21 protein-coding genes are annotated in these 22921 nt (G+C 72.4%); 9 read left to right on the forward strand and 12 right to left on the reverse strand.

The genetic code is table 11. The annotated features are described in order from the left end of the window. Positions 1–161: 161 nt before the first annotated feature. The gene (locus tag ACFC1R_RS15720; RefSeq protein WP_375938752.1) at positions 162–818 is read right to left on the reverse strand and encodes a hypothetical protein; all 657 of its coding nucleotides are present in this window, start codon (positions 816–818) and stop codon (positions 162–164) included. Positions 819–1221: 403 nt separating this feature from the next. Between ACFC1R_RS15720 and ACFC1R_RS15725 the strand changes: the two genes are divergently transcribed. Beyond that, positions 1222–1779, forward strand: coding sequence for a DoxX family protein (locus ACFC1R_RS15725; RefSeq protein WP_375938754.1), 558 nt, complete (start codon positions 1222–1224; stop codon positions 1777–1779). Positions 1780–2043: 264 nt separating this feature from the next. Then, positions 2044–3042, forward strand: coding sequence for a phosphatidylserine/phosphatidylglycerophosphate/cardiolipin synthase family protein (locus ACFC1R_RS15730; protein WP_375938756.1), 999 nt, complete (start codon positions 2044–2046; stop codon positions 3040–3042). Positions 3043–3135: 93 nt separating this feature from the next. On the opposite strand, the gene ACFC1R_RS15735 is transcribed toward ACFC1R_RS15730, so the two are convergent. From ACFC1R_RS15735 to infC, 9 genes are all read right to left on the reverse strand, one after another. After that, positions 3136–3927, reverse strand: a complete 792-nt coding sequence (locus ACFC1R_RS15735) for a DUF4328 domain-containing protein (RefSeq protein WP_375938758.1) — start codon at positions 3925–3927, stop codon at positions 3136–3138. 194 nt (positions 3928–4121) lie between these two features. Beyond that, on the reverse strand, positions 4122–4958 hold the full coding sequence (locus tag ACFC1R_RS15740; protein WP_375938760.1) for a chitosanase: 837 nt from the start codon (positions 4956–4958) through the stop codon (positions 4122–4124). A 382-nt stretch (positions 4959–5340) separates the two neighbouring features. Then, the gene (gene pheT / locus ACFC1R_RS15745) at positions 5341–7836 is read right to left on the reverse strand and encodes a phenylalanine--tRNA ligase subunit beta (protein ID WP_375938761.1); all 2496 of its coding nucleotides are present in this window, start codon (positions 7834–7836) and stop codon (positions 5341–5343) included. Beyond that, positions 7836–8957, reverse strand: a complete 1122-nt coding sequence (gene pheS, locus ACFC1R_RS15750; RefSeq protein WP_375938763.1) for a phenylalanine--tRNA ligase subunit alpha — start codon at positions 8955–8957, stop codon at positions 7836–7838. Before pheS ends, pheT begins: the two co-directional genes overlap by 1 nt. A gap of 265 nt (positions 8958–9222) precedes the next feature. Next, positions 9223–10335, reverse strand: coding sequence for an ATP-binding protein (locus ACFC1R_RS15755; RefSeq protein WP_375938765.1), 1113 nt, complete (start codon positions 10333–10335; stop codon positions 9223–9225). Positions 10336–10478: 143 nt separating this feature from the next. Continuing rightward, positions 10479–11345 carry a TrmH family RNA methyltransferase gene (locus tag ACFC1R_RS15760; protein WP_375938766.1) on the reverse strand — a complete coding sequence of 289 codons (867 nt, stop codon included), beginning with the start codon at positions 11343–11345 and terminating at the stop codon, positions 10479–10481. Positions 11346–11458: 113 nt separating this feature from the next. Beyond that, entirely contained in the window at positions 11459–11845 is a 387-nt protein-coding gene (rplT, locus tag ACFC1R_RS15765) for a 50S ribosomal protein L20 (protein WP_375938768.1), read from the reverse strand. Positions 11846–11959: 114 nt separating this feature from the next. Next, a complete protein-coding gene (rpmI, locus tag ACFC1R_RS15770; protein WP_045302606.1) occupies positions 11960–12154 on the reverse strand; it encodes a 50S ribosomal protein L35 in 195 nt (64 codons plus the stop codon). Between the two features lie 143 nt (positions 12155–12297). Further along, positions 12298–13017: a translation initiation factor IF-3 gene (infC, locus tag ACFC1R_RS15775; protein ID WP_375938853.1), complete on the reverse strand. Its 720-nt coding sequence runs from the start codon at positions 13015–13017 to the stop codon at positions 12298–12300. Positions 13018–13498: 481 nt separating this feature from the next. Here infC and ACFC1R_RS15780 point away from each other — a divergent pair, with 481 nt between their 5' ends. Next, the gene (locus ACFC1R_RS15780; RefSeq protein WP_375938770.1) at positions 13499–13864 is read left to right on the forward strand and encodes a DUF1844 domain-containing protein; all 366 of its coding nucleotides are present in this window, start codon (positions 13499–13501) and stop codon (positions 13862–13864) included. A 215-nt stretch (positions 13865–14079) separates the two neighbouring features. Here ACFC1R_RS15780 and ACFC1R_RS15785 read toward each other — a convergent pair whose 3' ends face one another. Next, complete coding sequence (locus tag ACFC1R_RS15785; RefSeq protein ID WP_375938772.1) at positions 14080–14829, reverse strand: SseB family protein; 750 nt, start codon at positions 14827–14829, stop codon at positions 14080–14082. Positions 14830–15248: 419 nt separating this feature from the next. Between ACFC1R_RS15785 and ACFC1R_RS15790 the strand changes: the two genes are divergently transcribed. Both ACFC1R_RS15790 and ACFC1R_RS15795 read left to right on the forward strand, forming a co-directional pair. Further along, the gene (locus ACFC1R_RS15790; RefSeq protein WP_375938774.1) at positions 15249–16472 is read left to right on the forward strand and encodes an amino acid deaminase/aldolase; all 1224 of its coding nucleotides are present in this window, start codon (positions 15249–15251) and stop codon (positions 16470–16472) included. 104 nt (positions 16473–16576) lie between these two features. Further along, positions 16577–16978, forward strand: coding sequence for a hypothetical protein (locus ACFC1R_RS15795; RefSeq protein ID WP_375938776.1), 402 nt, complete (start codon positions 16577–16579; stop codon positions 16976–16978). A gap of 340 nt (positions 16979–17318) precedes the next feature. On the opposite strand, the gene ACFC1R_RS15800 is transcribed toward ACFC1R_RS15795, so the two are convergent. Then, on the reverse strand, positions 17319–18473 hold the full coding sequence (locus tag ACFC1R_RS15800) for a DUF2510 domain-containing protein (protein ID WP_375938778.1): 1155 nt from the start codon (positions 18471–18473) through the stop codon (positions 17319–17321). Positions 18474–18660: 187 nt separating this feature from the next. Between ACFC1R_RS15800 and ACFC1R_RS15805 the strand changes: the two genes are divergently transcribed. The 4 genes from ACFC1R_RS15805 to ACFC1R_RS15820 all read left to right on the forward strand — a co-directional run bounded on the left by ACFC1R_RS15805 (position 18661) and on the right by ACFC1R_RS15820 (position 22843). Then, a complete protein-coding gene (locus ACFC1R_RS15805; RefSeq protein WP_375938780.1) occupies positions 18661–19398 on the forward strand; it encodes a gamma-glutamyl-gamma-aminobutyrate hydrolase family protein in 738 nt (245 codons plus the stop codon). Positions 19399–19595: 197 nt separating this feature from the next. After that, positions 19596–20657: a cation diffusion facilitator family transporter gene (locus ACFC1R_RS15810; protein WP_375938782.1), complete on the forward strand. Its 1062-nt coding sequence runs from the start codon at positions 19596–19598 to the stop codon at positions 20655–20657. Positions 20658–20738: 81 nt separating this feature from the next. Further along, positions 20739–21638: a 5'-3' exonuclease H3TH domain-containing protein gene (locus tag ACFC1R_RS15815; protein ID WP_375938855.1), complete on the forward strand. Its 900-nt coding sequence runs from the start codon at positions 20739–20741 to the stop codon at positions 21636–21638. 167 nt (positions 21639–21805) lie between these two features. Further along, entirely contained in the window at positions 21806–22843 is a 1038-nt protein-coding gene (locus ACFC1R_RS15820) for a sphingomyelin phosphodiesterase (RefSeq protein ID WP_375938784.1), read from the forward strand. Positions 22844–22921: the final 78 nt, after the last annotated feature.

Consider the following 22921-nt stretch of genomic DNA (forward strand, 5'->3'; position numbering starts at 1 on the left):
CAGGCCGACCGGCGGACTCGGCGGATCTGACGCTGTGTCAGCCGTCGAGCCGCTCCAGTCCGCGTGGGGAGAACTCGGGGAGTTTCGGCGAGTCCGACCGAGCCACTCGTCCACCGCCGTCCGGCCCCTCCGGCCGTCGTCCGGCACGAAGTGAGCGTTGGTCAGAAGTGTGATCTCCGGCGGGGCGCGTGGGGCTCCCCTCCGACCTGGGCAGCTTGGCACCGGGACGGTTGATCCCGGAGGAACACCCCAGCGGTCTGCCGCCCCACCCCCGCCGGCGGATCGTCCCAGCCCGGCGAGCCGGCGAACTTCCCGGCTTTCGCGTCCTCGGCCGACACCGTCGGCTTCCCACGGTGGGCCACCTCGACCTGGTAGTGCTCCGACCCCTCCGGGACATCCGGCACCGAGAACGGGAAGACGCACGAGGTCAGGTCGGCCTTGGCGCCCGCCGGCAACGAACCCTCTCCCACCACCCGCCCGCTCGCGTCGTACACCGTGACACCGGCGCCCTCCGTGATGTCGGCGTACCCGCCCCGGCCGGAGCAACCGGGCGCCGTACCGGGCATCGGCACACCCGCCCCGGTCAGGCGCAGGGAACCGGCCGACACGAACGCACCGGGCTTCGGAGCGGGCTTCGGGTCGGAATGCGGCAGGTTCAGGACCAGCTCCACAGCAGTGACACCGACCACGAGTCCCACCGCGCCGGCAACGAGCTGCCGCACCCACCTCCGCGGTGCCCGAGTCGCAGCCGGGGCGGCGTCGGCGACGCTCTCGGCGGACGGCACCGGCTCTGCAACGAACTCGAACTCATCGGACATGCACCGGAGCATCCCGGGCAGCACACACGTCCGGACAGCCAGTCAGCCGGATCGTGATCGGGGGGCCTGGCGACCCGACACCGGGCCCACACCGTCTGCACCGTGCCGGGCCGCCCCGGGTGCACGGCCGGCGGCCGGTCCGCGTCGAGGCCACGGGTGATCGCCAGGATGGCGTCGGGGGAGGCGTTGCGCGTGCCCGGCCCGGTTCTCCGGTCCGGGCTGCGGCGTTTTCGCCGCCAGGGCGGCGTAAGCGCCGGATAAGGGCCGTCCCCCGAGAGCGATCTGACGGATCGGCAGCTCCGTGGTGGCACAGCGGGAAATTTGTTCCAATTTGAATCATCGGGTACGGTCGAACCTCCCCTCGGTTCAAATTTGAATCATTCCCCGAGCGCTGGAGACACGCATGCCGAACACGACTGCCCCCGCTTCCGCCGCCCGCACCGACCGGGAGACCGACTGGCGGTCGCCGACCTCCCCGCACGCACACGACGTCGGACTGCTGCTGCTCCGGCTCGTCCTGGGCCTGACCATGGCGGCCCACGGCAGCCAGAAGCTCTTCGGCTGGTTCGGTGGCGGCGGCATCGACGGCACCGGCGCCTTCTTCACCATGAGCGGCTACCCGGCCGGCAAGGCGATGGCCGTGGTCGCCGGTCTCACCGAGATGGGCGGCGGGCTCGGCCTGGCCGTCGGCCTGCTCACCCCGCTCGCGGGTGCGGCGGTCGTCGGCACGATGGTCAACGCGCTCGCCGTCACCTGGGGCGGCGGATTCTTCGCCCCCAAGGGCGTGGAGTACGAGCTGCTGCTGACCGCCGGCGCCGCCGCACTCGCCCTGACCGGCCCCGGCCGGATCGCCGTCGACCGCTTCCTGCCGGTCCTGCGCTCGCACCGACTGGCGTACGGCGCCGCCGCCGTGGTGCTCGGCCTGGTGACCGCGGCGATCATTCTGCTGCTGCGCAACTGACCTTCTGCACAGGCACGCTGACGGCCGTTCGGGAATGCTTCCGGGCGGCCGTCGCGGATTTGAGGGACCGATGGGTCGAGCGGCGGCCGGACGGCCCGGCTAAAGAATTCACCAAAGGACCGGATCCTGCGCGCCGCCAGAAATTAACCTTCCACATCTACCCGCGTAAACTCCGGCGGCCCCACCATGGCTGAGCACCGTCAAAAGGGCCCAACGCCCCCACCGTCAGGGGTCCATCCCCCTATCCCGGAACCGGAGTTCGGCATGTCCAGATTCGGTCTCGCCCGTCGGTCCTGCGCTCTCGCCGGCACCGCGCTGCTGTCCGCGATATCCCTGCTCACGGGCGCCGGCCAGGCGTCCGCGTCGAGCGGGACGTTCGCGCTGCTCACCTTCCCCGACCAGGACCACAGCGCGGTCTACAGCTTCATCGACTCGGCCACCAGCTCGGTCGACGTGACCATGTACGAGCTGCGCGACACCAGTGCGGTGAACGCCCTGGTGCAACGCGAGAAGGCCGGCGTGAAGGTCCGGGTGATCCTGGACGCCAAGCACACCACGGTGAACGGCTCGGCCTACAAGGCCCTCAAGGCCGCGGGTGTCGGCGTGACGTACTCCTCCTCCGCGTACGTCTACACGCACCAGAAGACGATCACGGTGGACGGCACCAAGTCCCTGATCCTGACCGGGAACCTGGACTCCACGTACTACTCCTCCAGCCGCGACTACGGGGTCTTCGACGACGACTCGGCCGACGTCGCGGCGATCGAGCGGGTCTTCGCCGCGGACTACGCCAGGACCTCGGTCACCCCGGCCGACGGCGACCACCTGGTCTGGTCCCCGACCGACTCGGAGAGCCGGCTGCTCGACCTGATCAACGGCGCCCAGCACTCCCTGGACGTCCAGGAGTTGGAGTTCGGCGACACCGACCTGGTGAACGCGATCGTGGCGGCCGAGCAGCGCGGGGTGACCGTCCGGGTGGTCGGCATGGACCCGAGCAGCTACGGCGGCAACTTCGACCAGGTGACCTCGGCCGGCGGCTCGGTGGTCACCTACTCCTCCACCACCGGCCTGTACATCCACGCGAAGGCCATCGTCGCGGACTACGGCACCGCCACCGCCAAGGTCTTCGCCGGTTCGGAGAACTTCTCCGACAACTCGCTCAACAGCAACCGCGAGCTCGGCCTGATCATCGACGACCAGGCCGTGCTCGACGGTGTCGAGAGCACCTTCGCGAACGACTTCGCGAACGGCACCGCGTACTGAGCCGGTCTCCTGGAGGTCCTGTCCTCGAAGTCCCGCCGTCCGCCCGAAGGGCGCCCGGCGGGCGCCCGGCGGGCGGGAGTCCGCAGACGGACCCTAGACCGGCAGGCCCGGCTGCGGGGCGCTGCCGACGACAGACGGCGCCCCGTGGTACCAGGCGGAGCGCTCGGCGATCCGGGCCTGCTGCAGAGCGGTCAGCTTGCGGACGAAGAGGATCGCCAGCACCGCCGCCGTGAGGTCGAGGACGGCTTCCACCGCCATCATCCCGGCCGCACCCCGGAAGTCGTCCGCATCCAGCGCCCGGCCGTACAGCCGCCCGGAAATCCGGCTCACTGCCGCACTCGCGATCCAGGCCCCCCACCAGAGGCTGACCGGCGCCTGCGAGACGAGCGGCCGGATGCCCTGCGGGTCCGCCGGGGCGCTCGCCTGCCAGGTGTCACCGGCGATCTGACGGGGGAACCAGAGGAAGACCACGGGTGTGAACCAGGCGCCGATGCTCCAGCCGCGACCGCGGCGGTGGCCGGCCGGATCGAAGATCTCGGCGTTCACCCTCACCCGGTAGAACCAGATGATGAACACCACTGCGGTGACCGCCATCATGAGCACCTGCAGGCCACCGGTAACGGTCACGGCCGCCCTGGCCAGGTCGAGCCGGTCGGTGTCCGCCTGCCGGTAGAGGCCGAACGCCGCGAGCAGCGCGAGCAGCGCGGCGAAGCCGCAGACGCCCAGCAGCACCGAGGCCGCGATACCGGTCCCGCGCGGGGACTTGAGCCCGGCGGTGGACGGCTGCTGCGGCGGGTGACCCGGCGCGGGCGCGTAGCCGGCGGCGCAGGGCTGGCAGCGGCCGTGCGGCAGGGCAGGCGCGGTGCCGCAGTTCGAGCACAACACGGTGGTGAACTCCCATGGAAGACAGGTGAGCGGAGCCGCTCATCCCCCTCCGGATCGGAGGGGCGCAAGGGAGGACAGTACGACAGTCATTAATGTTCTTGCATGCCGATTATTTTGCCCAACCGGGAAGCACATCGGGTGGGATGACGAATTGTCATCCCACCCGACTTGAATACCGTTTTGCCCACCCTGGATTAGCTGTTGATGCTGTACGGGTCGCCGTAGACCTTCCACTTCAGCGGCGGGTTCAGGTCGAAGTTCCTGGCGTTGAGGAAGACCCGCTGCTCGGTGTCGACCCGACTGGTGTCGCTGTGCGCCTCCTCCTTCTTCATGACGATCTTGCGGGCGTCCAGGTAGGCATTGAGGTAGGTGGCCTCGTCACCGCCCTGGGCGGGCGTCCTGGCCTTCTTCATGGCGGCGGCGCGGATGCCGCCGAAGCTGTCCGAGTCGTTGCCGGGACCGTGCATCACGATGGCGTCGTAGTAGATGAACTGCCCGAGCGCGCGCAGCCCGTCCGCCTTGGCCTGGTTGACGGCCGGGGTGAAGTAGACGCGGTCGCGCTCGTCGTTCTGCGCCTGCTGGAAGACGGTGTCCTTGGCGGCGGTGGCCCAGTCCTTGGTGAACGGGGTGCCGAGGCCGGAGTGCGAGTCCGAGCCGTTGACCTTCTTCAGCGCGGGCAGGTACTTGGCGAGGACGTTGCCGGGCTTCAGGTCGGTGTAGTGCTGGACCAGGTCGAGCATGTCACCGGTCCCGGAACAGAAGCCGATGATCCCCGCGGTGTAGCCGCGGCCGTCGCCGATGTCCTCGATGTACTTGTACTGCGCCTTCCAGTCCAGCGAGGAGTTCTCGGCGCTGGACACCAGCTGCATGGCGATGTCCTTCTTGTGCGCGTCCTCGAGGCCGGCCCCGGCCTTCACCGCCGCGGCGGCGGGGGTCGCGGCGTGCCCGACCCCGGCGGTGGCGAGCGATGCGGGGATCACGGCAAGCGCGACTGCGAGGGCGATACGGCCGACCCGGTGCTGCGAGTGCATATGACGCTCCGTCTTCTGTCGCCGGGCACAGGGGTGCCCGAGGAGAGGATTAGGAAACTTTCCTAACGGATTTTTACGCCGCTTGACGCGCTCACCGCAAGGGGCGCGGCACGGCGAATCCCGACGCGCCCACCGGCCCGCACCGACCGCCACCCAGGCTCAACACCCCCTGGGAGAGGGTGAGTTCGCAGGTCACACCTGCTCCGCCGATTCGGTCCGCACTCCACTGCACCCCACCGCGAGCCACCACGGGGCCGCCACGGGGCCGCCACGGGGCCGCCACGGGGCCACAACGCCCGAGAACGCCGAAGGGCCCCCGGAGCTCTCCGCTCCGGGGGCCCTTCGGCTCTTGCCGCACCCGCTCAGGTGCCGCGCCTGCGCATCAGGCGCCGCGCAGCACCGCGCCCGTACGGGCCGTGGCAGCCGCCACGGCCGACTCGCGCGCGGCCGAGGCCTCGTCGGCCGTCAGCGTACGGTCGGCGGCGCGGAAGCGCAGCGAGTACGCCAGCGACTTCTTGCCCTCGCCCGCCTGCTCACCGGTGAAGACGTCGAACAGCCGGATGGACTCCAGCAGTTCGCCCGCTCCCTGGCGCAGCGCGGCCTCCACCTCGGCGGCCGGTACGGCCGCGTCCACGATCAGGGCGACGTCCTGGGAGGCCACCGGGTACGAGGACACGGCCGGACCGCTCACCCGCTGCCCGCCGTCGGCGAACAGCAGGTCCAGGTCGAGCTCCATCACGCTGGTGCGCTCGGGCAGGTTCAGCGCCTTGATGACGCGCGGGTGCAGCTCGCCCGCGTAGCCCACCACCCGGTCGCCGACGGCCAGTTCGGCGCAGCGGCCGGGGTGCCACGGGGCCCGCTGGGCCTGCCGGACCGTCAGCTCGGCGTTGGCCGCGGCAGCGACCGTGCGGGCGGCCTCGACGGCGTCCGCCCAGGAGGCGGCACCGCCCTTGCCCCACCAGCCGGACGGCAGCCGCTCACCCGCGAGCGCCACCGCGACGCGGCGCGGCTGGTCGGGCAGCGCGGCGTCGAGGGCGGCGAGCTCCTCGTCGGTCGGACGGCGGTCGACCGGCAGCCGCGGCGCGGTCTTCGGCTCCGCCTTGGGCAGGAAGACCGTGCCCAGCTCGAACAGCGCCAGGTCGGTGTTGCCCCGGCCGACGTTGCGGCGCAGCGAGCCCAGCAGACCGGGCAGCAGCGAGGTCCGCAGCGACGGCTCCTCGTCGTTGAGCGGGTTGACCAGCGTGACCGTACGGCGGCGCTCGTCGTCCTTCTCGAACCCGAGGGCGTCGAGGGCGGCCTCGCCGACGAACGGGTAGTTGTTCACCTCGACGTAGCCGGCCCCGGCCAGCGCCACGCCGGTGCGGCGGTGGAAGCGCTGGGCCTCGGTCAGCCCGCGGCCCGGCGGAACGGTGGGCATCCGGGCGGGCACGTTGTCGTAGCCCTCCAGGCGGATGACCTCCTCCGCGAGGTCGTACGGGTCGGTGAGGTCGGGGCGCCAGCTCGGCGGGGTGACCTCCAGGACGTCCGCGCCGACCACGGTGCAGCCGATCTCCTGCAGGCGCCGGGTGACGGTCTCGCGGCCGTACTCGGTGCCCGCGACCCGGTCCGGCAGCTCGGCGGCGATCGCGATGGTGCGCAGCGGGTGCGGTGCGGCGATGTCGGTGACCCCGGCCTCGGCGGTGCCGCCGGCGATCAGGACCAGCAGGTCGACCGCGCGCTGGGCGGCGGCGCGGGCGGCCTCCGGGTCGACGCCGCGCTCGAAGCGCTTGGACGCCTCGGAGGGCAGCTTGTGCCGCTTGGCGCTGCGGGCGACGGTGACCGGGTCGAAGTGCGCGGCCTCGATGACGACCTCGGTGGTGCCCGGACCGGCGGCCGGGTCGAGGATCTCGGTGGAGGCGCCGCCCATGACCCCGGCCAGGCCGATCGGCCCGGAGTTGTCGCAGATCAGCAGGTCCTCGGCGGAGAGCTTGCGCTCGACGCCGTCCAGGGTGGTGAGGGTCTCGCCCTGCTCCGCCCGGCGGACCAGGATCGGGCCGTCGACCCGCTCGCGGTCGTAGGCGTGCAGCGGCTGGCCGACCTCCAGCATCACGTAGTTAGTGATGTCGACGGTCAGCGAGATCGGGCGGATGCCGGACTTCTGCAGTCGGCGCTGGAGCCAGATCGGCGACTGCGCGTTCGGGTCGATACCGGTGACGGTGCGGGCGACGAAGCGGTCGCAGCCGGCCGGGTCGGCGACCTTCACCAGGTGGCCGTAGGAGTTGGCCGGCGGGACGTCCAGCAGCGCCGGGTCGGCCAGCGGCAGCCCGTACGCGGCGGCGGCCTCACGGGCCACACCGCGCATGGACAGGCAGTAGCCGCGGTCCGGGGTGACGGCGATGTCCAGGACCTCGTCCACCAGCTGGAGCAGCTCGATGGCGTCGGTGCCGGGCTCGTGGTGCGACTCCAGCACGATGATGCCGTTGTGGTCGTCGCCCATGCCGAGCTCGCGGGCGGAGCAGATCATGCCGGCCGAGGTGTGGCCGTAGGTCTGCCGCGCGGCGATCGGGAACGGGCCGGGCAGCACGGCGCCCGGGAGGACGACCACGACCTTGTCGCCGACCGCGAAGTTGGTCGCACCGCAGACGATCTCCTGCGGCTCACCGGTGCCGTTGGCGTCGCCGACGTTGACGAAGCAGTGCCGGATCGGCTTCTTGAAGCCGGACAGCTCCTCGATCGACAGCACCTCGCCGACCACCAGCGGGCCCTTGAGGTCGCCGCCGATCTGCTCGACGGTCTCGACCTCCAGACCGGCGCGGACCAGGCGGGCCGCGACGTCGCGGCCGCTCTCACCCGCCGGAAGGTCGACGTACTCGCGCAGCCAGGAAAGCGGGACGCGCATCAGATCTCCATCCCGAACGGGAGGGTGAAGCGGACGTCACCCTCGACCATGTCGCGCATGTCGGCGACGTTGTGGCGGTTCATCAGGATTCGCTCCAGGCCGAGGCCGAAGGCGAATCCGCTGTAGCGGTTGGGGTCGACACCGCAGGCGACCAGCACGCGCGGGTTGACCACACCGCAGCCGCCGAGCTCGATCCAGCCCTCGCAGGAGCAGGTCCGGCACGGCTTGTCCGGGTTGCCGACGCTCTCGCCGCGGCACACGAAGCACTGCAGGTCGATCTCGGCGCTCGGCTCGGTGAACGGGAAGTACGAGGGGCGCCAGCGCAGTTCGAGGCCGTCGCCGATCAGCTTGGAGACCAGCAGCTCGATGGTGCCCTTGAGGTCGGCGAAGGTGATGCCCTCGTCCACCGCGAGGCCCTCGACCTGGCGGAAGACCGGGGTGTGGGTGGCGTCCAGCTCGTCGGTCCGGTAGACCCGGCCGGGGCAGACCACGTAGACCGGGGGCTCGCGGTCGAGCATGGTGCGGGCCTGGACCGGGGAGGTCTGGGTGCGCAGCACCACACCGGAGTCGGCGGAGCCGTCCGGGGCCTGGACGAAGAAGGTGTCCTGCATCGAGCGGGCCGGGTGGTCCGGGCCCAGGTTGAGGGCGTCGAAGTTGAGCCACTCGGCCTCGACCTCGGGGCCTTCGGCGACCTCGTAGCCCATGGCCACGAAGGTGTCCTCGATCCGCTCGGCGAGCGTGGTCAGCGGGTGGCGGGCGCCGCGCGGGGTGCGGCCGTAGGGCAGCGTGACGTCCACCGCCTCCTCGACCAGCACGCGGGCGTCGCGCTCCGCCTCCAGCTCGGCCTGGCGCCTGGCCAGGGCCTGGTTGACGGCGCCACGGGCCTGGCCGATCAGCTTGCCCGCGGCGGCCTTGGCGTGCGGGGGCAGCGCGCCGATCTCACGGTTGGCGAGCGAGAGCGGCGACCGGTCGCCGGTGTGCGCGACCTTCGCCTCCTTGAGCTGCGCCAGGTCGCCGGCCGCGGCGAACGCGGCGAACGCCGCGTCCCGGGCCTGCTCCACCACCTCGGGCTTCAATGCCTCGACCTCTACCGGGTCGTACGACTTGTTGGGTGCCGACATCGCTATCTTTCCCGTGCTCCTGCTCGTGAAGTGAAGGGGTCCGTCTCGCCCTTGCGCTACGCCCGGCGTGGCCGGGGCACGGGCAGCCGCTTCCGTACCGATCGGGAAGGGTGTCCGCGGCGCGGCCGCGCAGGGCGTCCCACAACGCCAAAGGTCGAGTGTAGTCGCAGCGCGTACACACCCTGGGCGGGCGTCCGCGCGGTGCGCCCGCCGGGGGAGGGCCTCGAAGGGCGGTGGAGCGGGCTGCGCTGGTCGCTCAGCCGCCTCACAGCATGAAGTCGGGCACCCCGGCGGGCAGGATAAATCGGAACCTGGCGCCGCCGCCGGGCGCGCGGCTGATCCTGATGGTGCCGCCGTGGGCCTCGACGATGCCCTTGACGATGTAGAGCCCGAGGCCGGTGCCACCGCGCTTGGAGCCGCGCCAGAAGCGGGTGAAGACGCGCGGCATCGACTCCTCGGGGATGCCGGTTCCTTCGTCGCTCACGGTGACTGCGGTCCCTTCGATGACCCGGCCCTCCAGGGCCCTGGGCGGGGTGCCGGGACGCTCCCAGCCGGCCGCCTCGACCAGTTCCTTGGCGGGCGCCACCTCGATCGTGACAGTTCCCTCGCCGTGCCGCACCGCATTTTCCAGCAGGTTGGCCAGCACCTGGTCGATCTTGTCGGGGTCGGCCCAGAGCTGGGTGAGCGGCCCGGCGATCCTGATGTCGAAGCGGTCCGCCGGGATCCCGGCGGCGACCTTGCCGTCCACGTGCCGCCGGACCGCCGCTGCCAGGTCCACCACCTGCTTGCGGACCTCCAGCCGTCCGGCGTCGATCCGGGAGATGTCCAGGAGTTCGGCGATCAGGCGGGTGACCCGGTCCGCGTCGGCGTCGACGGTCTCCAGCATCACCCGCTTCTGCCCGTCGGTGAACCGCTCCCACTTGGCCAGCAGCGTGGCGGTGAAGCCCTTGACGCTGGTGAGCGGCGAGCGCAGCTCGTGCGCGACGGTGGCGATCAGCTCGGCGTGGCTGCGTTCGGTGCGGCGGCGTGCCTCGGTGCCGCGCAGCGCGACCACCACCTGCCGGACCGGGCCGCAGGGCCGGTCGCGCACGTACCGGGCGGAGACCAGCACCTCGCGGCCGCCCGGCAGCAGCAGGTTGCGTTCGGGTTGGCCGGTGCGGATGGCCAGCCCGCCGTACGGGTCGGTCAGCTGCCACCAGCGGCGACCGTCCAGGTCCTCCAGCGGGAGCGCCTGCTCCAGCGGGGTGCCGAGGGCCGCGCGGATCCCGGTGAGCCGGGCGGCGGCCCGGTTGAAGCAGACCACCTCGCCCGCGGCGTCCGCGATCACCAAGCCGTCCGGCAGGTCGTCCGGGTTCACCTGGGACCCGCTGCCGACCATGGGCGTCCTCCCCGCTCAGAGCCTCCGGTGCCGGAGGCTGCCACGGCGGGCCCGGTCCGTGCTCCGCCGCCCGGTCCGCCGTGCGCTGGTGTCGGTGGCACTACCCACCGTGTCCGTTCCCCCACGGCCCGACCCTAGCGTCCCTACCCCTGTGCGCGACACCCTCCGGGCGAGCGCTGGGCACGAGCTGAGGCGTAGAGGCAGACGGCGGCGGCGGTGGCGAGGTTGAGGCTCTCGGCGTGCCCGTGGATGGGGACGCGCACCACCTCGTCGGCGAGTGCGCGGGTCTCCTCCGGCAGACCCCAGGCCTCGTTGCCGAACACCCAGGCGCCGGGCGCACCCAGGGTGCCCTCGTCCAGCTCCTGGTCGAGGTCGCGCTCCCCCGCGCCGTCGGCGGCCAGTACCCGCACGCCGGCCTCGCGCAGCCGGCCGACCGCCTCCTCGACCGGCACGCCGACCGCGAACGGCAGGTGGAACAGGCTGCCCACCGAGGCCCGGACGGCCTTCGGGTTGTACGGGTCCACCGAGGCGTCGGTGAGGATCACCGCGTCCGCCCCGGCCGCGTCGGCGGTCCGCAGGACGGTGCCCGCGTTCCCGGGGTCGCGCACGTGCGCGAGCACGGCGACCAGCTGCGGGCGGGCCTTCAGCACCTCCTCGAACGGGGTGTCGAGGAAGCGGCAGAGCGCGACGATGCCCTGCGGGGTCACGGTGTCGCAGATCTCGGCGATCACCTCGTCGGTGGCGGTGAGCACCGGCAGACCGGCCGCCCCGGCGGCGCCGACGATGTCAGCGTGCCGCTCGGCGGCCTCCTGGGTCAGATAGACCTCGACCACGGCGTGCTCGTCCGAGCCCGGCAGCTGCCCGTACGCGACCGCCTCCCGGACCGCCTGCGGGCCCTCGGCGAGGAAGCGGCGGTCCTTGCTGCGCTGGTTGCGCCGGGCCAGCTTGCGGGCGGCGACGACGCGCGGGGAGCGCAGGGAGGTGAGCAGGGGGGTGTCGGTGCTCTGCATGCTCTCGTTCTCTGTGGGCGGCTCTGCGGGTATGACCCTGGGAAGCACTCAGACCCGCAGGCAAGCCTGCGGGTCTGAGCGGATCAGCTACGGTGCCGAAGCTCCGGCCTGGATCAGGCGGCGACCTTGGGGGCGTTGACGTCCTCCGGCAGCGCCTTCTGGGCGACCTCGACCAGCGCGACGAACGCGACCTGGTCGTTGACGGCCAGCTCGGCCAGCATCTTGCGGTCGATCTCGACGCCGGCGGCCTTCAGACCCTGGACGAAGCGGTTGTAGGTCATGCCGTTGGCACGGGCCGCAGCGTTGATGCGCTGGATCCACAGCTGACGGAAGTCGCCCTTGCGCTTCTTACGGTCGTTGAAGTTGTAGACCAGCGAGTGGGTGACCTGCTCCTTGGCCTTGCGGTACAGGCGCGAGCGCTGGCCGCGGTAGCCGCTGGCGCGCTCCAGGATGACCCGGCGCTTCTTGTGGGCGTTGACTGCCCGCTTGACGCGTGCCACTTGATTACTCCTTGGGTTGGACCACGGACTACTTCACGTGGTCCGTCATTCGAATGGGTCGGGAAGGATCAGCTGGCCCACCGGTCCGCGGCTGCGGCCCAGGCGGGAGGGCGATCACTTGCCCAGAAGCTTCTTGATCTTCTTGGCGTCGGCCGGGGCCAGCTCGACCGTACCGGCCAGCTTGCGGGTCAGCGTCGAGGGCTTGTGCTCGAGCAGGTGGCGACGGCCGGCACGCTCGCGCAGCACCTTGCCGGAGCCGGTGATCTTGAAGCGCTTGCTGGCGCCGCTGTGGGTCTTTTGCTTCGGCATGTCGCCGTATCTCCTCGTCGGTCCGCCCACCGCCCGCGCTCCGGGGAGCGCGGGCGGCGAACTGGATGGATCACTGGTACGCAGGGCAGGCTGCCCCGGTACCTCGGTGGCCGGTCCGCCCGAACCGCCGTGAGCCCTGGGGCTCAGGCGTCCTGAGCGGCCTCGGCCGGCTGCTCGACCTCGGCGTCCTCGGCGTCGGCCTGCGCGGCCTCCGCCTCGGCAGCGGCGTTCTCGGCCTCGAGCGCAGCGTCGTCATCCGCCTCGCCGGCGTCGTTCGGACCGACGTTCCGGCCCTGACGCTCGGCCTTGCGGGCGTCCGCTGCGGCGCGGGCCTCGGCCATCGCCTCGGTCTTCTTCTTGTGCGGGCCGAGAACCATGATCATGTTACGGCCGTCCTGCTTGGCCGAGGACTCGACGAATCCCAGGTCCTGGACGTCGTTCGCGAGCCGCTGCAGCAGTCGGAAGCCCAGCTCGGGGCGGGACTGCTCACGACCGCGGAACATGATCGTGATCTTGACCTTGTCGCCCTGCTTGAGGAACCGGACGACGTGACCCTTCTTGGTGTCATAGTCGTGCGGGTCGATCTTCGGCCGGAGCTTCATCTCCTTGATGACCGTGTGCGCCTGGTTCTTGCGCGCCTCACGGGCCTTCATGGCCGACTCGTACTTGAACTTGCCGTAGTCCATGAGCTTGCACACCGGCGGCCGGGCGGTCGCCGCGACCTCGACAAGGTCAAGGTCGTACTCCTGCGCAAGCTCCAGCGCCTTGGCAAGCGGCACGATGCCGACCTGCTCGCCGCTGGGACCGACGAGTCGCACCTCGGGGACGCGAATCCGGTCGTTGATGCGGGGCTCGGTGCTGATGGGGCCTCCTCGGTTGCACCTTCTGCGATGCGGCCGTCGGACGGCGGTCGCACGTAGTGGACTCGACCACTGGGCGGGGCTTCATTCGTGCTGCGCTGCTTCGCGGTGCAAGCACCGCGGCACGAAAAAAGCCCCGCTCGGTACACAAGCGGGGCTCCACACAACCGGGAGCGGCACCCGTCTGGGACGGACGCTGCTGGCGACTTCCGGACCTTGCGGCCGGTGTCGCGGACCGGACCCTCCGACCGCGAGGCCGGACAGGTGGGAGACTTTCGCGGTTGCCCTCTCGGGCCTCCTGAGGTGGAGCCTCCTCTTGCTGGCCGGGAATCCTTGCGGGCTCCTGGCCGGTCAGTCTCGAAGCATACCAGCGTTTCGACCCCGGTACGTATTCCTGACCCGAGTCCATTCTGCTGGTCAGCGCTCCGGCGGCCCCTTGTACGCTCCCTGTGTACCTCTTCAGACCGGACGAAGTGAGCACCCCGTGAGCACCGACAGCAACCCGAACGACGAGGCCCTCGGCTTCGACGACCTCACCCGCGACATCGCCGAGGTCCCGGCCGTCGAGGTGATCACCACCGTCGCGGTGCACCTGATGAGCGCGGCCGCCGTCAAGTGCGGCCTCGCCGAGGGCGGCGACAAGGACAAGGACCTGGACGAGGCACGCAAGCTGATCACCGCGCTGGCCGGCCTGGTCACCGCCGGGGCTCCCGAGATCAGCAACTTCCACGCCGCCCCGCTGCGCGACGGGCTCCGCTCCCTGCAGCTGGCGTTCCGCGAGGCCTCCCTGGTCCCCGACGCCCCCGGCTCCGGCCCGGGCGAGAAGTTCACCGGTCCCGTCTACAGCTGACGGGCAGGCGGCCCGGCGGCGCCGGACCGGACCGCACCTCAGGGCGCGGGGAGCCGGGCCCCGGGGCGCGGGGAGTCCAGCAGACGGGTGCCCGCCCGGGCCGCCTGGCGGGCCGGGCGGCCGGTCGGCGCCGTTGCTCGGAACAGCCGAGTCGGCGCGGTCGGGCGGCGCAGTCGGTCCAGCCCCGCGCCCCGGAGTGCCGCCCCCGGGTGCCGCTACGAGACCTCGCGCTCGTACAGGGGCTGCCCGGTGGGCGTGCTGGTCGCCGGGAGCAGGGCCAGATCGAGCCCCTGGCCGAGCCTGACCCGGAGCAGGGCGTCACCGGCCAGGGCCGCGGCCAGCCGCTGCGCCAACTCCGCCACCTGCGCGTCCGGTTCGAGGGCGAGCGCCAGCACGGCGTCGGTCCCGGCGGCGGCCGAGGGGCGCAGCTCGGCGCGCAGGACTGCGGGTTCGGCGGCGAGCAGGGCCCGGACCGCCTGCCGGACCTCCGGGTCCTGCACGGGCGGCAGGTACGGACGGTTCTCCGCGACGGCCCGCAGCCGGGCACCGCTCAGCGGGTAACTGACCGGGCCCGCCGGGTCGATCAGCAGGGTGTCGGCGCGCTCGGAGTAGGCGACCATCGCGGCCTGCGGGGCAGCGACCGGGGCCGGGCGGGCGTCGGGGCGCCACCGGGCCATGGTCTCCAGCGAGGTGAAGGCCGGCAGGGCGCGGCGGCCGTCGGCGGCCTCGATCACCGGCACCGCCATGTCGCTGGTCTTCTCGTGCTTGAGCCCGTTGGCGTCGGTCTCCACCTCACCGAGCAGGGCGACGATCGGGACCATCAGCCGACTGGGCGTCAGGGCTTCGAGCACGCCGGGCTCGGCGGCCCGGTCCTCGGCCCACGCGGCCAGCGCGGCGCTGAGGCGGGGGTCGGCAGTGCCGTCGTCGTCGGCGAATCCGGGGTTCGGGATGTTCTTGCGGTCCACCCGGTCGAGCCTATGCCACCTTATGACCGCGCTGCTCGGCCGCGCTGCTCGGCCGCGCTGTCCGACCGGGCTGGAGGTGGGCAGACGGACGGGGTGGACGGGCGTGCGGGGCCCGCGAGGACTGCCCGCCGCACGGAGCGGTACCGGTGCCCGACCGACCCGGGAGCCCTCGGCGGCCCACGGGTCCCGGGGCCAACCCCGCAGCGCCGCAACCCCGCAACGCCGCAACGCCGCCGGGCGAACGCCCCGACCGGCCGGGCAACCCCCGGCGCGGGAAACCACCCGCCGCCGCTTCCCGTTTCCCGCTTCCGGCTTCCGGCTTCCGGCGAGGCCCGGCCCGGCCCGGCCCGGCCGGGGGTGTGTCCCAATGGGCTGCCGACCCCTACCCCGCGGTAGGGGCGGTGTGGCACGCTGCGCGCATGGTCAACCTCCGCGCTGCCGGACCCGTTGCCGGGACGGCCTCCGACCGGGCCCGCTACGACCGGGCCACCGCGCACCTCGATGCCCCGTTGGCCATCGTCGATCTGGCCGCCTTCGACGCCAACGCCGCCGATCTGGTGCGCCGCGCGGGCGGGAAGCCGATCCGGGTGGCGAGCAAGTCGGTGCGCTGCCGGGCCCTGCTGGAGAGGGTGTTGGCCGTCGAGGGGTTCGCCGGGATCATGAGCTTCACGCTGGCCGAGTCGGTCTGGCTGGCCGGGGCCGGTTTCGACGACGTCCTGCTCGCCTATCCGTCGGCGGACCGCGCCAACTTCGGCCTGCTGACCAGTGATCCCAAGCTGGCCGCCACCGTGACGGTCGTCCTCGACGACCCGGCGCAGCTGGATCTGATCGACGCCGCCCGCGAGGGCACCGAGGAGGTGCGGGTCTGCCTGGAGCTGGACACCGCGCTGCACCTGCTCGGCGGCCGGGTCCGGATCGGCGCCCGGCGCTCGCCGCTGCGCACCCCGCAGGCGCTCGGCGCCTTCGCCGAACTGGTCCAGCAGCGCCGGGGTTTCCGGGTGGTCGGGCTGATGGCGTACGAGGGGCACGTGGCGGGGGTCGGCGACCGGATCCAGGGGCGGCCGCTGCGGTCCCGGACGATTCAGCTGATGCAGGCGAAGGCGCGGACCGAGCTGGCCGGGCGGCGGGCGGAGACCGTGCGGCGGCTGCGACAGGTGGCGGAGCTGGAGTTCGTGAACGGCGGCGGCACCGGGAGCGTCGAGTCCACGGTGCGCGAGCGGGCCGTCACCGAGGTGGCCGCCGGGTCCGGGCTGTACGCACCGCGGCTCTTCGACAACTACCGCTCCTTCCGGGGCCGTCCGGCCGCGCTCTTCGCCCTGCCGGTGGTCCGGCGGCCCGGCGTGGGGGTGGTGACGGTGCTCGGCGGCGGCTACCCGGCCTCGGGGGCTGCGGGCGCGGACCGCTCCCCCGTCCCGCACCTGCCCGAGGGGCTGGAGTACGACCCGCAGGAGGGCGCGGGCGAGGTGCAGACCCCGCTGCTGGGTTCGGCGGCGGACGATCTGCTGATCGGCGACCGGGTCTGGTTCCGGCACGCCAAGGCGGGCGAACTGTGCGAGCGCTTCGCGGAGTTGCACCTGGTGGAGGGGGACCGGGTGGTGCGGACCGTCCCGACGTACCGGGGCGAGGGACGGACCTTCCTCTGACCCTGACCGCCGGGCCGGTCCGAGGTCGCACCTCGCCGTTCCGGGGACAGCCCTCGACGGGGTGTCCTAGGCTGGCGGGCACCTTAGGAGCGAGGGGGTGGCCGGTGGAGGCCGAGATCGCGGCACTGGCGACATCGGGGGCCACGACGCTGGTCGGCCTGATGGCGACCGAGCTGTGGACGCAGGCGCGCGGCCGCTTCGCGGCGCTGTTCGGGCGTGACCGGGCGACCGAGATCGCCGAGGAGCTGGACGAGGTCCGCGAGGACCTCCGCTCGACCGGGAACGGTACGGCCGCAGCCGCCGAGTGGGCCCGCCGGCTGCGCCGGGCGCTGGCCGCCGATCCCGAGGCAGCCGAGGAACTCCGCGACCTGCTGGCCGAGTTCGGCCCGGCGGCGGAGCCGGGTTCGGTCAGGAACGTCATCAACGGCGGCACCTACCGCGGCATCGTGGTGCAGAGCGGCCGGATCGCCAACATGACGACCCGTCAGGACATCGGGGACTCCTGACGGCTCCCGGCCCGCTCCGCGGGACGCCCCGGGAGCGACGAGGGGCGAGGGGCGACCGGCCGACACCGGCCTGCGGGACGCGGGAGCGGAGGGTGCCGCCGGACCGTGGGCGAGGCGCTGACGACGGCATGCACCGTCGCACCGAGGCCGGGACCGGGAAGGCGCCGCCGCCCGCACCGGCTCCCGCGCCGGCCGGCCGTGTGCACGGGCGCGGAAACCCCGCGACCCGGCACTCCGCGAGGGGTGTGCCGGGTCGCTCACGTGGTTCTCCGCGCCCTGGGTGCCGTGTGACCGGCACCGCGCACCGCGTACCGCGGCTGCGGGCTGCAAGCCGCGAGGGTCAGGTGCTGCTTCCCCCGGTCGCTCCGCCGCCGGGTCCGCCGGTGAAGGTGGTGATGCTGCTGACGATGGCGTCCATCTGGTCCACGGACGGGGCCTTGTCGGCGATGTCGAAACCGAGGTGGACCGAGACCAGGGACTTGCCGTCGGAGCTGGGGAAGACCACGCTCTCCACGTAGCCGTCGTTGCCCTGCGGTGCGGACACCTTCCAGCGGACCAGGTAGCCGCTGCGTCCGTTCACCGTGACGGCGCCGGACTTCAGCTCCTGGTGCCCCTTGATCGCGCCGTACGAGTCCTTGGCGGCGGTGGCGATGTCCTGTTCGGCGGCCGCCTTGGCGTCGGTGCCGTCCAGGTGACCGGTGGTCACACCGCCGAGGGAGCAGTTGTCCGTGCCGTCGGCGCAGGTGTACGAGCCGACGGTGAGGCCCGCGAAGCCGTCGCTGCTGGTGCCGCCGGTCCAGCCTGACGGGACCGGGATGCTGATGCCGTTGACCATGTCCACGGCGGCACCGCCGACCGCTCCGCCACCGTTGGCCCCGCCGCCGAGGCCGCCACCGCCACGGCCGCCGCCGAGACCACCGCCACCGCCGAGGCCACCGAGACCACCGCCGCCCCCACCGAGGCCACCGCTGCCGTCGTTGGAGCCACCGTTCGAGCCACCCTTCGAACCGGGGCCGCCGTTCAGCCCGGGGCCGCCGAAGCCCTGGCCACCGTTCCCGCCGAAGCGCTTGCCCTGCTTGCCGCCGTTCGGCTGCGCCGCGGTCGTGCTCGACCCGTGGTCCGTCAGCAGGTACGTGACGCCCGAGCCGACGGCCAGACCGGCGAGCGCCGCCACGGTCGCGGCGATCACCACCGCCTTCGGCGGCTTCCTGCGGGCGCGCGGCGGGGTGGCGCCGAAGCCGCTCCCGTACTCGGCGCCGGCCGGCGGCAGCTCGGGGTAGTGGACCGTCGGGCCGCCGGACAGCACCTCACCGACCAGCACCTGCTGGTCCGCCGAGGCTCCCGGCTGCCCGCCGGGCTGCGACTGCGACCCGGTGGCGGCCGCCGGACGGGTGGTGGCCGTCCAGCCCCGGCCGTCCCACCAGCGCTCGGGCCGGGGATCGCTGGTGACGTCCTGCGGGTCCGGGTACCACCCGGCGGGAATCTGCTCGCTCACGCTGAAGAATCTAAACGGTTCCGGATAAGTGCGATATCAGCAGAGCGCCGATTCCGAGATTTTCCGATGAGATTCCGATGAGAAATCGACAGAACGCCGCGAATGGCATATCCGACCCTACTCCCAGCAGCGGCCGGACGACCGCCCGTTGACTGCGGGTCAGCATCCGGAGCTGGAGAATCCGGTTATGACGACCAGGCCCGTGATCGGCATCACCACCCACCTCACCGAGGCGACCTGGGACAGCTGGGACAGGCAGCGCGCCGTCCTGCTGTCCGCCCGCTACCCCGCGATGGTCCAGGCCGCCGGCGGAGTCGCCCTCCTCCTCCCGCCGGACTCGCCGCAGCGCGCCCCCGAGGCACTGACCCGCCTCGACGCCCTGGTGGTCTCCGGCGGCCCCGACCTCCATCCCGCCTACTACGACGCCCGGCCGCACCCGAGGACCCGCGCCGTCGCACCGGAGCGCGACGCCTGGGAGCTGGCCCTGCTGCACGCCGCCCTGGCGGCCCGCCTGCCCCTGCTGGGCATCTGCCGGGGCATGCAGCTGCTGAACGTGGCCCTGGGCGGCACGCTGATCCAGCACCTGGACCACGTCGAGGAGCACCTGGGCAGCCCCCGGGGCTACGGGCGGCACGCGGTACGGCCGGTGCCGGGGACGCTGCTCGCCGGGCTGCTGCCGGAGGGCACGGTGTCCGTCCCGACCTACCACCACCAGGCGGTGGACCGGCTGGGCAGCGGATTGACGGTCTCCGCACACGCCGACGACGGCACCGTCGAGGCCGTCGAAGGAGGCGGCTTCACCCTGGGGGTGCAGTGGCACCCCGAGCAGGGCGAGGACCTGCGGGTGCTGCAGGCCCTGGTCGGCGCCGCCGTGGTGGCCCGGGTCCGAAGGCGGTCCGGCGAGCCGGTGCCGGCCACCGAGTGACTCCGGCCCGCCGGTCCCCACCGGGCCACTGCGACGACCTGACCACCGATACGCCGCTGACCTGCGGAAACAGTTGCGTCAACGGGAACGACAACGGTCACCAGTGCAGCCTTTGGATCTTCCTCCGATCTGGGGTTCACTTCGTGTGCGGGCCGAACGGCGGCCCCCGGCTCATGAGCGTTCGGGAGAGGACATCGATGGCCGCGCACGACCACGACCACGACCACGCGCACGACGACCACCGCCATCCGCACGCGGGTCACGGTCACTCGCACGCGGGTCACGGCGGCCACTCGCACGGGGTCGCCGCGGACGCCGACCGCCGCTGGCTGGTCAGCGCGCTGACGCTGATCGTCGTCTTCATGGCGGGCGAGGTACTGGTCGGCTTCGCCGCCGGCTCACTGGCGCTGATCTCGGACGCGGCCCACATGCTGACCGACGCCGCCTCGATCGTGCTGGCCCTGATCGCCATGCGGCTCGCCGCGCGCCCCGCCCGGGGCGGCTACACCTACGGGCTCAAGCGGGCCGAGATCCTCTCCGCCCAGGTCAACGGCGTCACCCTGCTGGTGCTGTCCGCCTGGCTGGGGTACGAGGCGATCCGGCGGCTGATCGCACCGCCCGAGGTGGCCGGCTCGCTGGTGCTGGTCACCGCACTGGTCGGGATCGTGGTCAACATCGCGGCGGCCTGGTGCATGTCGAAGGCCAACCGCTCCTCGCTCAACGTGGAGGGCGCCTTCCAGCACGTCCTCACCGACCTGTACGCGTTCATCGCGACCGCCGTCGCCGGCGCGGTGGTCCTGCTCACCGGCTTCCGCCAGGCGGACGCCATCGCCTCGCTGATCGTGGTCGCGCTGATGCTGAAGGCGGGAGTCGGCCTGGTCCGCGACTCCGCCCGGATCTTCCTGGAGGCCGCACCCGCCGGGATCGACCCCGATGCCATCGCCGACCAGCTGGTGACGTCCCCCCAGGTCGAGGAGATCCACGACCTGCACATCTGGGAGATCACCTCCGGACAGCCCGCCCTCTCCGCGCACATCCTGGTCACCCCCGGCGGCGACTGCCACGCCGTCCGCCGCGAGCTCCAGCGCCGGCTGCGCGAGGACTACCGGATCACCCACGCCACGCTCCAGGTCGACCACGTCGGCGAGGACGCCCCGCAGGAGCTGCTGCAGATCTCGCAGGCCCCCGGCCCGGTCGCGGCCGACCACTGCGCCGACTCGCACGGACCGGTCCACCGCAGCGGTCCGCACGAGCACTGACGCACCCGGCGGCCGGTCGCCGGTCCGCCGGGTCCGTCCGGGCGGTACGGCATGATCTGGAGGGTGACCGCACCGCGACTGATGCTGCTCGACACGGCGAGCCTCTACTTCCGTGCCTACTTCGGCGTGCCGGAGTCGGTGAAGTCCCCCGACGGGCAGCCCGTGAACGCCGTTCGCGGGCTGCTCGACTTCATCGCCCGCCTGGTCCAGGACCACCGCCCCGACCACCTGGTCGCCTGCATGGACGCCGACTGGCGACCGCAGTGGCGGGTGGACCTCATCCCCTCCTACAAGACCCACCGGATGGCCGAGGAGTCCACCGAGGGCGAGGAGGAGATCCCGGACACCCTCGCTCCGCAGGTACCGGTGATCGAGCAGGTGCTGGACGCGCTCGGCATCGCCCGGATCGGGGTCCCCGGCTACGAGGCGGACGACGTGATCGGCACCCTCACCGCCCGCGCCCGGGGCCCGGTGGAGATCGTCACCGGCGACCGCGACCTGTTCCAACTGGTCGATGACGCACGGGAGATCACCGTCCTCTACCCCGTGAAGGGCGTCGGCTCCGCGCAGCGGACGGACGACGCGGTGCTGCTGGAGAAGTACGGCGTGACCGGCGCCTCGTACGCCGACCTCGCCGCGCTGCGGGGCGATCCGAGCGACGGGCTGCCGGGCGTGAAGGGGGTCGGCGAGAAGACGGCCGCGCAGCTGCTGAAGGAGTACGGCGACCTGGCCGGGGTCCGGGCCGCGGCACTGGACCCGGCGTCACGGCTGACCCCGGCCCGGCGCAGGAACCTGCTGGAGGGCTCGGCCTACCTCGACGTGGCACCGAAGGTGGTGCAGGTGGCCGTCGACGTCCCGGTGCCGGACGTGGACGCGGCGCTGCCGCGCGAGCCGCTGGACCCGATGACGCTGGAGGAGCTCTCCGCGCGCTGGGGCCTGGGCGGTTCCCTGGAGCGGCTGCTCACCGTACTCGCCGGGTGAGTTGTCCACTCCCAAGCGGCGGAGTTGGCCAGACACGTTTCCGCCACAGAATGATCGGTTGGCGTTCCCCTGCCGGTACCCGTGGGTAGCTAGCGTCTCCCCCTGTCATGCCCGCGGCCGCACCAGGCGGCCGCGGGCCCGGGGTTGACCCACCCTCAGGAGAACGCATGATCTCGCGTCGTTCGGCCGCCACGCTCACCTCCCTGGCGGCCGCGGCCATGCTGCTCGGCACCACCGCCACCAGCCAGCCGGCGGCCGCCGCCGGCACCGGTACGACCCTCTCGGTGTTCGCCTGGAACGTCGACCTCGGCACCCCGGTCGTGGACAGCACGCAGAACGAGCAGGCCGCCCGGCGGACCCCGGTGATCGAGTCGATCGTCCGCAAGCACGACGCCGACGTGGTGATCCTGGACGAGAACTTCAACAACACCTCGACCGCCGACATCACCGGCAAGCTGGCGGACCTCTACCCGTACCGCACCCCGGTGGTCGGCCAGACCTGCTCGGGCGGCGGCTGGACCGGCATCAGCGGGAACTGCTCCAACTCGCTCTTCGTGATCAACGGCGGCACGATGATCCTCTCGAAGTACCCGATCACCGCCCAGTACGCGCACGTCTTCAGCAACTCCACCTACGGCACCTGGGACTACCACGCCAACAAGGGCGCGGCGATGGTCCAGGTCGCCAAGGGCGGCGTCAAGAGCTGGGTGGTCGGCACCCACCTGCAGGCCGACGAGTCGGACGTCTCCACCGACACCACCCAGTCCACCCGGCTCGGCCAGCTCTCCGAGATCCGTTCCTGGGTGAACGGCATCGCCGGCACCACGGCGCCCGTGCTGATCGGCGGGGACCTCAACGTGGAGTACCAGCACGGCCAGTCGCGCGGCGACTTCGCCAACGCCCAGGACGCGGCGGGCGGTGTCCTCGGCACCCCGGCCACCGACCCGAACCGGACCTGGAACACCATGGACTGCTCGGTCTCCGCCTGGTGCCAGTACATGGCGGGCGTGGAGACCTTCCCGAAGGACTACCGGGACGACCTCGACTACCTCGGCTACCTCAACGCCCCCGGCCGGCCGACCCCGCTCGCCCTGCCGAACGTCCAGGTCGACTTCGACCCGCAGGCGGGCTGGAGCGCCGGCCAGCTGGACACCAACGCACCGAGCGACCACTACCCGGTCGAGGCCGCCTTCCAGCTGAACTGAGCCGTCGCCGTCCGCTCCGGCCCCGGGACCCGCACCCGGCGGCCGGAGCCGCGTCGGCTCCCGGCCGGGTCGGCGGGC

Source organism: Kitasatospora sp. NPDC056138 (assembly GCF_042264695.1).
GTDB lineage: Bacteria > Actinomycetota > Actinomycetes > Streptomycetales > Streptomycetaceae > Kitasatospora.

Coding starts and splice junctions, on each gene's coding strand:
- ACFC1R_RS15720 (WP_375938752.1), bottom strand. CDS start 818: ATGTCCGATGAGTTCGAGTTCGTTGCAGAGCCGGTGCCGTCCGCCGAG.
- ACFC1R_RS15725 (WP_375938754.1), top strand. CDS start 1,222: ATGCCGAACACGACTGCCCCCGCTTCCGCCGCCCGCACCGACCGGGAG.
- ACFC1R_RS15730 (WP_375938756.1), top strand. CDS start 2,044: ATGTCCAGATTCGGTCTCGCCCGTCGGTCCTGCGCTCTCGCCGGCACC.
- ACFC1R_RS15740 (WP_375938760.1), bottom strand. CDS start 4,958: ATGCACTCGCAGCACCGGGTCGGCCGTATCGCCCTCGCAGTCGCGCTT.
- pheT (WP_375938761.1), bottom strand. CDS start 7,836: ATGCGCGTCCCGCTTTCCTGGCTGCGCGAGTACGTCGACCTTCCGGCG.
- pheS (WP_375938763.1), bottom strand. CDS start 8,957: ATGTCGGCACCCAACAAGTCGTACGACCCGGTAGAGGTCGAGGCATTG.
- ACFC1R_RS15755 (WP_375938765.1), bottom strand. CDS start 10,335: ATGGTCGGCAGCGGGTCCCAGGTGAACCCGGACGACCTGCCGGACGGC.
- ACFC1R_RS15760 (WP_375938766.1), bottom strand. CDS start 11,345: ATGCAGAGCACCGACACCCCCCTGCTCACCTCCCTGCGCTCCCCGCGC.
- rpmI (WP_045302606.1), bottom strand. CDS start 12,154: ATGCCGAAGCAAAAGACCCACAGCGGCGCCAGCAAGCGCTTCAAGATC.
- ACFC1R_RS15790 (WP_375938774.1), top strand. CDS start 15,249: ATGGTCAACCTCCGCGCTGCCGGACCCGTTGCCGGGACGGCCTCCGAC.
- ACFC1R_RS15805 (WP_375938780.1), top strand. CDS start 18,661: ATGACGACCAGGCCCGTGATCGGCATCACCACCCACCTCACCGAGGCG.
- ACFC1R_RS15810 (WP_375938782.1), top strand. CDS start 19,596: ATGGCCGCGCACGACCACGACCACGACCACGCGCACGACGACCACCGC.
- ACFC1R_RS15815 (WP_375938855.1), top strand. CDS start 20,739: ATGCTGCTCGACACGGCGAGCCTCTACTTCCGTGCCTACTTCGGCGTG.
- ACFC1R_RS15820 (WP_375938784.1), top strand. CDS start 21,806: ATGATCTCGCGTCGTTCGGCCGCCACGCTCACCTCCCTGGCGGCCGCG.